The organism is Streptomyces pseudoechinosporeus (genome assembly GCF_054783935.1).
Genome location: NZ_BAAGPS010000055.1, coordinates 1 through 8,878, shown reverse-complemented (window position 1 = coordinate 8,878; position 8,878 = coordinate 1). Strand labels below are relative to the sequence as shown.

Sequence of the window (8,878 nt, the reverse complement as noted above, 5' to 3'; positions counted from 1 at the left end):
CCTGGGGGCGAAGCCCCCAGTTCCGGGAAGGGGCGGGCTTGGGGAAAGAAACACCCCCCGGCACCCCGCCCCCCACAGCGGTACTCTGACCAGGCCACATCAGCACAACTCCGCCCCCGAAGGGACCCACAAATGCCGCTCGAAGCCGGCCTCCTGGAGATCCTCGCCTGCCCGGCCTGCCACGCCCCCCTCAAGGAGCAGGACACCGAGCTGATCTGCACCGCCCAGGACTGCGCCCTGGCATACCCGGTCCGCGACGGCATCCCGGTCCTCCTGATCGACGAGGCCCGCCGCCCCGCGTAGACCCCCATAAGAAGCGACGGCGCTCGGAGGCTGCCCCACATGCTCGACGAATCACTGCTCGACGACCCGGAGGCACTTGCCCGCGCCGACCGCCGCGAGCTGCTCCGCGGCGCCGCAGAGGCAGGCGCCCGCGTACGCACCGCCGTCCGGCACGCCACCGAGGCCGGAATCGCCGAGCTCAAGCCGGACGGCCGCCCAAGGGCCATCCTGATCGCAGGCCCCGGCCTGGCCGCCATCGGCGTCGCCGACCTGCTCGGCTCCCTCGCCGGTGCCGCGTGCCCCGTCACCCGGCTCACTCCAGGAGGCGTGGCCCCCGCTGCGGGCGCCCTCCTGTGGGAACTGCCCGGCTGGGCGGGCCCCGTGGACCTGCTCCTGATCGCCACGCCCGACGGCAGCGAACCCGGCCTCTCGATCCTCGTCGAGCAGGCCTACCGACGCGGCCTCACCGTCGTCGCCGTCTGCCCGCCCCACGCCCCGCTCACCGAGGCGATCAACGGCGCCCACGGCCTCGCCGTACCGATGGCAACCGCCCCCTACGAGCCGCAGGCACCGGCCGCGGCCTCGGCCCCCGGTTCGCTGTGGGCACTGCTCACCCCGCTGCTCGCGCTCCTCGACCGCACCGGCCTGCTGACCGCCCCGCCCGACATCCTGCAGAAGGTCGCCGACCGCCTCGATCACGTCGCGGAACGCTGCGGCCCGGCCATCGCGACGTACAGCAATCCCGCCAAGACGCTCGCCGCCGAACTCGCCGAGGCGCTCCCGGTGATCTGGACCGAAGGCCAGTCCGCGGGCCCCGCGGGGCGCCGTTTCGTCGCCGCGATGGCGGAACTCGCGGGCCGCCCCGCGCTCACCGCCGAGCTGCCCGAGGCGCTCGCCGCGCACAGCGTGCTGCTCTCGGGCGCGCTGGCCGCCGGCGCCGACCCCGACGACTTCTTCCGCGACCGCGTCGAGGAGGCCCAGGCCCTCCACGCGCGCGTGGTCCTGTTGCGCGACCGCCCCGCCGGAGGCCGCACCGCAGCCCCCGCCGCCCGCGACCTCGCCCTCAGCCACGACACCGCGATCAGCGAACTCGAACCGGAGGACGGCAGCGACCTGGAAACCCTCGCGGAGCTGATCGCCACCACGGATTTCGCGGCCGTTTACCTGGCGCTCACCGCGGGAGCCTGATGCTTGCCCAGCGGCCGATCCCCATGACCGCCGCGAACAGGCCGACCGCCGCGAGTACGTGAACAGCTACGTGATCACGTGACCGCGTGAACAGAGAGCGCAGAGAGAACCCCATGGACCGCCTCGACAACACCATCCGTCCCTACGCCTGGGGCTCCACCACCGCCATCCCACGGCTCCTCGGCGTCGAGCCGACCGGCGAACCGCAGGCCGAGATGTGGATGGGAGCCCACCCCGGCGCGCCCTCACGCACCGCCCGCGGCCCCCTCACCGAGCTCATCGAGGCGGCCCCCGAGCGCGAACTGGGCGCCGCAACGGTCGCCAAGTTCGGCCCGCGCCTGCCGTTCCTCCTCAAGATCCTCGCCGCCGGCGCCCCCCTCTCCCTCCAGGTGCACCCCGACCTGGCCCAGGCCAAGGAGGGTTACGAGGACGAGGAGCGCCGCGGCGTCCCGATCGACGCCCCGCACCGCAACTACAAGGACGCCAACCACAAGCCCGAACTGATCTGCGCGCTCACGGAGTTCGACGGCCTGTGCGGATTCCGGGCCCCGGCCGAGGCCGGGGACCTGCTCGCCGCCCTGGAGATCGACTCCCTCAAGCCGTACGTCGACCTGCTGCACGCCCACCCCGAGGACGCCGCCCTGCGCGAGGTGCTGACAGCCGTCCTGTCCGCGGACCCCGAGCAGATGGCCACGACGGTCACCGAAGCCACCGCGGCCTGTGCACGCCTCGGCGGCCCGCACGCCCCGTACGCCGAAATCGCCCACCACTACCCGGGCGACCCGGGCGTCATCGCCGCGATGCTCCTCAACCACGTCCGACTCCAGCCCGGCGAGGCCCTGTTCCTCGGCGCCGGCGTCCCGCACGCGTATCTGAACGGCCTCGGCGTCGAGATCATGGCCAACTCCGACAACGTCCTGCGCTGCGGCCTCACCCCCAAGCACGTGGACGTCCCCGAACTCCTGCGGATCGTCCGCTTCGAGGCGAGCGATCCCGGCGTACTGCGCCCTGAGGCATCCCCCGACGGCGAGGAGGTCTACGAGACGCCGATCGACGAGTTCCGCCTCTCGCGCTACGTCCTACCGCAGGGCACCGCGGCCCACGAACTCACCCTCCGCACCCCGCAGATCCTCCTGTGCACCGCGGGCTCCGTACAGACGGGCGAGCACGCTCTCACCCCTGGCCAGTCCGTCTTCGTACCGGCGGGCGAAAAGGCCGAAGTGTCCGGGACCGGCGTGGTCTTCCGGGCCACTGTTGTGGCTTGAGTCGGCCATGGTGATGGCCAGGACGACGGCCTGATGCACCGCTGTCGGACCGGGCTGCAACAATGGCCCACCGCAAACGGCGGGCAGAGCCGGGTCGGCAGACGGAACGCCCCGGACCGCAGACGAAGGGACCTCGGGAACACATGAGCGCGTCAGGCGGCACCAAAGCGATCGTGGCGGCACTCGCCGCCAACCTCGCGATCGCGGTAGCGAAGTTCGTGGCGTTCCTCTTCAGCGGCTCCTCGTCGATGCTCGCCGAGTCGGTGCACTCGCTCGCCGACTCCGGCAACCAGGGCCTGCTGCTCCTCGGCGGCAAGAAGGCCCAGCGCGAGGCGACCCCGCAACACCCCTTCGGCTACGGCCGCGAGCGGTACATCTACGCCTTCCTCGTCTCGATCGTCCTCTTCTCGGTCGGCGGCATGTTCGCGATCTACGAGGGCTACGAGAAGATCAAGCACCCCCACGAGATCGACCACTGGTACTGGCCGGTGGGCGTCCTCGTCTTCGCGATCATCGCCGAGACGTTCTCCTTCCGGACGGCCATCAACGAGTCCAATGCCCTGCGCGGCAAGCAGTCCTGGAAGGAGTTCGTACGCCACGCCAAGGCGCCCGAACTGCCCGTCGTCCTCCTGGAGGACCTGGGCGCGCTGGTCGGTCTGATCCTCGCGCTCGGCGGCGTGAGCCTGGCGCTGGCCACGGGCGACGGCGTCTGGGACGGCATCGGCACCCTCTGCATCGGCGTCCTGCTCATCCTCATCGCGATCGTCCTGGCCGCCGAGACCAAGTCGCTGCTCCTCGGCGAGGCCGCGGGCGTGGAAGACGTCAGGAAGATCGAGGCCGCGATCGTCGACGGCGACACGGTCACCGACATCATCCACATGCGCACGCTCCACCTCGGCCCGGAGGAACTCCTGGTCGCCGCCAAGATCTCCGTCCAGCACGACGACACGGCCACCGAGATCGCCACCGCGATCGACGCCGCCGAGTCCCGCATCCGCGAGGCCGTCCCGATCGCCCGCGTCATCTACCTCGAGCCCGACATCTACCGCGAGACCGAAGCCGCGAAGGGCCCGGACCGTGAAGCGGCGCCGGGAGGTCCGACCAAGTCGGCCGAGCACTGATCCTGCAACCCACCTCCTCTGTGCCTCCGTTCTCCGCCTCCGTGTCTCAATCTGGCCGGAGGCGGACTGGGGTCCGCTGGGCCGATCGGTGTAGATTCGTACACCGAGCCAGACGTCGCTGCTGATGGCGGTCGGGCGGCCCCGTGCGGGCCGACCGAGGGAGAGAGGGCCTCCGACGGACTGCGCTGCGCACAGGCGCCGGGCATTCGTATGCTCGCCACCGCGCAGACCAGCCGTACCCACCTCGACCCAATCCGAGGAGCAGCTCGCATGACAACTGTCGACAACCGACAGGACTTCAAGGTCGCCGACCTCTCCCTGGCCGACTTCGGCCGCAAGGAGATCACCCTCGCCGAGCACGAGATGCCCGGCCTGATGGCGATCCGCAAGGAGTACGCCGAGGCGCAGCCCCTCGCGGGCGCCCGCATCACCGGCTCCCTGCACATGACCGTGCAGACCGCCGTGCTCATCGAGACCCTGGCCGCCCTGGGCGCCGAGGTCCGCTGGGCCTCCTGCAACATCTTCTCCACGCAGGACCACGCCGCCGCCGCCATCGCGGTCGGCCCGAACGGTACGCCCGACAACCCCCAGGGCATCCCGGTCTTCGCCTGGAAGGGCGAGACCCTGGAGGAGTACTGGTGGTGCACGGAGCAGGCCCTGACCTGGCCGAACACGCCCACCGGCGGCCCGAACATGATCCTGGACGACGGCGGTGACGCCACCCTCCTCGTCCACCAGGGCGTCGAGTACGAGAAGGACGGCAAGGTCCCGTCCGTCGACACCGCCGAGAACGACGAGCACCGCGTCATCCTCGAGCTCCTGCACCGCACCATCACGGACGGCTCCCGGAAGTGGACCCAGCTCGCCTCGGAGATCCGCGGCGTCACCGAGGAGACCACGACGGGCGTCCACCGCCTGTACGAGATGCAGCGTGAGGGCACCCTCCTGTTCCCGGCGATCAACGTCAACGACGCCGTCACCAAGTCGAAGTTCGACAACAAGTACGGCTGCCGCCACTCCCTGATCGACGGCATCAACCGCGCCACCGATGTCCTCATCGGCGGCAAGACCGCGGTCGTCTTCGGCTACGGCGACGTGGGCAAGGGCTGCGCGGAGTCCCTGCGCGGACAGGGCGCCCGCGTGATCGTCACCGAGATCGACCCGATCTGCGCACTGCAGGCGGCGATGGACGGTTACCAGGTCACGACCCTCGACGAGGTCGTCGACAAGGCCGACATCTTCGTCACCACGACCGGCAACAAGGACATCATCATGGCCTCGGACATGGCCAAGATGAAGCACCAGGCGATCGTGGGCAACATCGGCCACTTCGACAACGAGATCGACATGGCCGGCCTCGCCAAGATCCCGGGCATCGTCAAGGACGAGGTGAAGCCGCAGGTTCACACCTGGACGTTCCCCGACGGCAAGGTGCTCATCGTGCTGTCCGAGGGCCGCCTGCTGAACCTGGGCAACGCCACCGGACACCCGTCCTTCGTGATGTCCAACTCGTTCGCGGACCAGACCCTGGCCCAGATCGAGCTGTTCACCAAGCAGTCGGAGTACCCGACCGACGTCTACGTGCTGCCCAAGCACCTCGACGAGAAGGTCGCCCGCCTCCACCTCGACGCACTCGGCGTGAAGCTCACCACGCTCCGCCCCGAGCAGGCCTCCTACATCGGTGTCGAGATCGAGGGCCCGTACAAGCCGGACCACTACCGCTACTGAGCACCCCGCCGAGCAGCGGTACCACCGCTCGGCACACGGATGTCAGCAGGCCCTCGCCGTCACGGCGGGGGCCTGTCCCCGATGAGGACCGAACCCCCATGCCCCGCGGCCGATATTCGCTCCACGATCCGCACGACCACACCCCCCTCTCTGAAGAGCACTTCCACTGCGCGCCCGGCCCCTCCGGCTGGCGCTATGTATCCCAAGTGACCACCCCCTCCGGCGACCCCGCCGGTTCCGTCGACCTCGCCCTCGACGACCTCGGCCGCCCCATCCGTCTCGAACTCCACGCCGCGAGCTGGCAGATCCGAGGCGCCGCCCTCGACGGCGTCACCTGGGTCCGCACCGACCCCACGGGAACTCACGCCACCGAAGGCAATGTCCGCGCCCACGCCTTCACCGGCACATCCCCCGCGTTCCTCATCGCCACCGCACGTCTGCTGCGCCTCACCCCCGATTCCTCCGCCACTCGCGTACGTCTCGTCGCCTTCACCGACCCGGTCCTGGCCCCGCGCACCGTCGACCAGTCCTGGGCCCTGATCAAAAGAGAAGCACACGCCACTGACAACGACCCTCTGACCGTGGACGAATACCAGGTCACAGCTCTGGACACGGGCGAGCAGCACACCGTCCACCTCTCCGGCGACGTCGTGCTCTCCGCACCCGGCATCGAACTCGAGGATCTCGAGTCGCCGCCGTCGCTGTTCACCTGACCGCCCGCAGGGCGGCCCGGGTCACGCGGGCGGTACGAACCCGGTGGCGGGGCGCTCACTCCCGGCATCCTGCGGGCCCGCCTGGGCGGGGGCCTTCGGCGGAGCCGCGGCAGGGGCCCTCTGCTCGGCCGGCACCGTCGACTGAGAGGTCGGCCTCTGAGAGCCCGAGGGGTGAACCGCCGGACCCGTGCTTGAGAGATAGGCGGAGTCCGGTGGCTGCGCCGCCGTGTACGACGGAGTCAGCCCAGCCCCGCCTTCACTCCCGACAGGCCCACCGCCGAAGGCCCGCCGGGCCTCCCGCGCCTGCCGCTCCTGCATCACGGCCGCCAGATACGCCGCCGGCGGCACCCCCTGCGGCGCCGGAGCCCCGGTGCGCTCCGCGACGTCGGCCGCGAGCCGCTCCGCCATCGCCCAGCCGACCTGCGGATCCAACTGCTGCATCCGCGTCAGATACTGCCGAACCGCAAGCCACAGCCCATCCGGAACCGCGGACAGATCAAGCCCGGAAAACCGCCCCGCCAGCCAAGGAGGCGGCGGAGGAACGAAAGCCGTACGCCCGGCAGGAATCCGTTCCCGCACGACCAAGGTCCCCGCGAACACATCACCGAGCCGCCGCCCCCGCGCCGACACGAGCGACGCGATGCATGCCACGATCCCGAGCGTCATCAGGATCTCCACCACACCGACCGCCCCACGCACCAGCGCATGCCGGAACCGGATCGGCCCACCGTCGTCCCGCACCACCCGCAGCCCGCACGCCAGCTTCCCGAGCGAACGCCCATGACTGAGCGTCTCCACCGCGATCGGCCCGCCCACCAGCACAAGCAGGAACGCCGCGATGGACACCGCCGTCTGTGCGGCCTCATCGAGACCGGCCGTGGAGACCACAAGGGCCACGGTCACAGCGACGTACGCGGCCATCGCCGCCACCAGGTCGATCAGCACGGCCAGCGCCCGGCTCGGCAGCTTCGCGGGGCGCAGCTCCAGTGCCACCGCCTCGCCCGTCACAAGCTCACTCACGCCCGCCGTCCTTCCCCGAACTGCCTTGAGAACAGCCAGTCTGCCAAGCTGAGGGCACATCGCGCCGCAGTGCGACAAGCTGACCACACGACGAGCAGCCGAGGAGCAGCCAACCCGATGGACCTCGACGTCTTCGTGTCCGCCCACCGCGCCGAGTGGGACCGGCTCGACGCACTCCTGCACCGCCAGCGCCGCCTCACGGGCGCGGAGGCCGACGAACTCGTCGCCCTGTACCAGCGCACGGCGACCCACCTCTCCCTGATCCAGTCAAGTGCCCCGGACCCCCAACTCACCGGCCGCCTCAGCCAACTCGTGGCACGCGCGCGTAGTGCCGTAACAGGCACCCGCCGAGCCTCCTGGCGCGACGTCACCCACTTCCTTGCGTACGGTTTCCCCGCCGCGGTCTACCGCTCACGCCACTGGTGGGTCCCCACCGCGCTCCTCTCCACCGCGGTCGCGGCCATCCTCGGGTGGTGGATCGGCACCCATCCCGAGGTCCAGTCCTCGATCGCGGCTCCCAGCGAGCTACGTGAGCTCACCCGCCCCGGCGGCCAGTACGAGACGTACTACTCGAGCCACCCCGCGGCATCCTTCGCGGCCCAGGTATGGACGAACAACGCCCAAGCCGCCGCCATGTGCCTTGTTCTCGGTGCCTTCTTGTGCCTGCCGGTCATCTGGATCCTCTTCCAGAACATGCTCAACCTTGCCGTGGGCATCGGCCTGATGTCCTCGGCGGGCCGCCTCGACACCTTCCTGGGCCTCGTCCTCCCACACGGCCTCCTGGAACTGACCGCCGTCTTCGTAGCCGCTGGTACGGGTCTACGCCTCGGCTGGACCCTCATCGACCCGGGCCCCCGCTCCCGTCGTGCGGCCCTCGCCGAAGAGGGCCGCGCCGCCTTGGGCATGGCGATAGGCCTCGCCCTGGTCCTCTTCGTCTCCGGCGCCATCGAAGGCTTCGTCACCCCGTCCGGCCTCCCGACCTGGGCCCGCATCACCATCGGCATCGCCGCTGAACTGGCCTTCCTTGCGTACGTCTACGTCCTGGGCGGTCGCGCGGCACGTGCCGGCGCCACGGGCGACGTCGAAGAGACAGAGCGCAGCGCCTCCGTACCGACCGCCGCCTGATGTGCGGGCACTCCGGCCGAGCTGTTAGCCTCGTACCTCGCCCCACGGGAGCCGTTGACACGGGACCTGTGTGGAGGTAGATTTACATAGTTGCGCGGAGCTGGACAGCTTCGAGGGCAACGGTGAGCATCTATCCGCTTCTCGGGTTCACCCCTGAAGGAGCCCTCCCGATTATTCAGGAACGAGTGGCCGGTCAGTCCGGTCGAAAACTTCTGATAAAGTCGGACCCGCCGAAAGGGAGCCGCCAGGCTACCGAATAGGCAAGGCCCTCCAACTGGCCACCAAAACGAATTTCTGACCGGAAACGGCACGGAAAACGGATCTGGTAAGGTTGGAAACACCGAAGGGAAGCCCGGAGGAAAGCCCGTGAGGGTGAGTACAAAGGAAGCGTCCGTTCCTTGAGAACTCAACAGCGTGCCAAAAATCAACGCCAGAT

Annotated in this window: 8 protein-coding genes; 7 read left to right on the top strand and 1 reads right to left on the bottom strand. The window is 69.9% G+C overall.

The annotated features are described in order from the left end of the window. Positions 1-132 precede the first annotated feature (132 nt). From ACYVO6_RS36805 to ACYVO6_RS36780, 6 genes are all read left to right on the top strand, one after another. Positions 133-303, top strand: a complete 171-nt coding sequence (locus ACYVO6_RS36805) for a Trm112 family protein (RefSeq protein ID WP_461069042.1) — start codon at positions 133-135, stop codon at positions 301-303. 39 nt (positions 304-342) lie between these two features. Continuing rightward, positions 343-1,470, top strand: a complete 1,128-nt coding sequence (locus ACYVO6_RS36800; protein ID WP_461069040.1) for an SIS domain-containing protein — start codon at positions 343-345, stop codon at positions 1,468-1,470. 113 nt (positions 1,471-1,583) lie between these two features. Next, positions 1,584-2,735, top strand: a complete 1,152-nt coding sequence (gene manA, locus ACYVO6_RS36795; RefSeq protein ID WP_461069038.1) for a mannose-6-phosphate isomerase, class I — start codon at positions 1,584-1,586, stop codon at positions 2,733-2,735. A gap of 143 nt (positions 2,736-2,878) precedes the next feature. Next, positions 2,879-3,856, top strand: a complete 978-nt coding sequence (locus ACYVO6_RS36790; RefSeq protein WP_461069036.1) for a cation diffusion facilitator family transporter — start codon at positions 2,879-2,881, stop codon at positions 3,854-3,856. A gap of 270 nt (positions 3,857-4,126) precedes the next feature. After that, on the top strand, positions 4,127-5,584 hold the full coding sequence (gene ahcY / locus ACYVO6_RS36785) for an adenosylhomocysteinase (RefSeq protein WP_461069034.1): 1,458 nt from the start codon (positions 4,127-4,129) through the stop codon (positions 5,582-5,584). Between the two features lie 98 nt (positions 5,585-5,682). Then, positions 5,683-6,297, top strand: a complete 615-nt coding sequence (locus ACYVO6_RS36780) for a hypothetical protein (protein WP_461069032.1) — start codon at positions 5,683-5,685, stop codon at positions 6,295-6,297. Positions 6,298-6,318: 21 nt separating this feature from the next. On the opposite strand, the gene ACYVO6_RS36775 is transcribed toward ACYVO6_RS36780, so the two are convergent. Then, the gene (locus ACYVO6_RS36775; protein WP_461069030.1) at positions 6,319-7,317 is read right to left on the bottom strand and encodes an RDD family protein; all 999 of its coding nucleotides are present in this window, start codon (positions 7,315-7,317) and stop codon (positions 6,319-6,321) included. A 117-nt stretch (positions 7,318-7,434) separates the two neighbouring features. On the opposite strand from ACYVO6_RS36775, the gene ACYVO6_RS36770 reads away from it, so the two are divergent. Further along, positions 7,435-8,442 (top strand): stage II sporulation protein M, encoded by a 1,008-nt coding sequence (locus tag ACYVO6_RS36770; protein WP_189325384.1) that lies wholly within the window; start codon positions 7,435-7,437, stop codon positions 8,440-8,442. Positions 8,443-8,878: the final 436 nt, after the last annotated feature.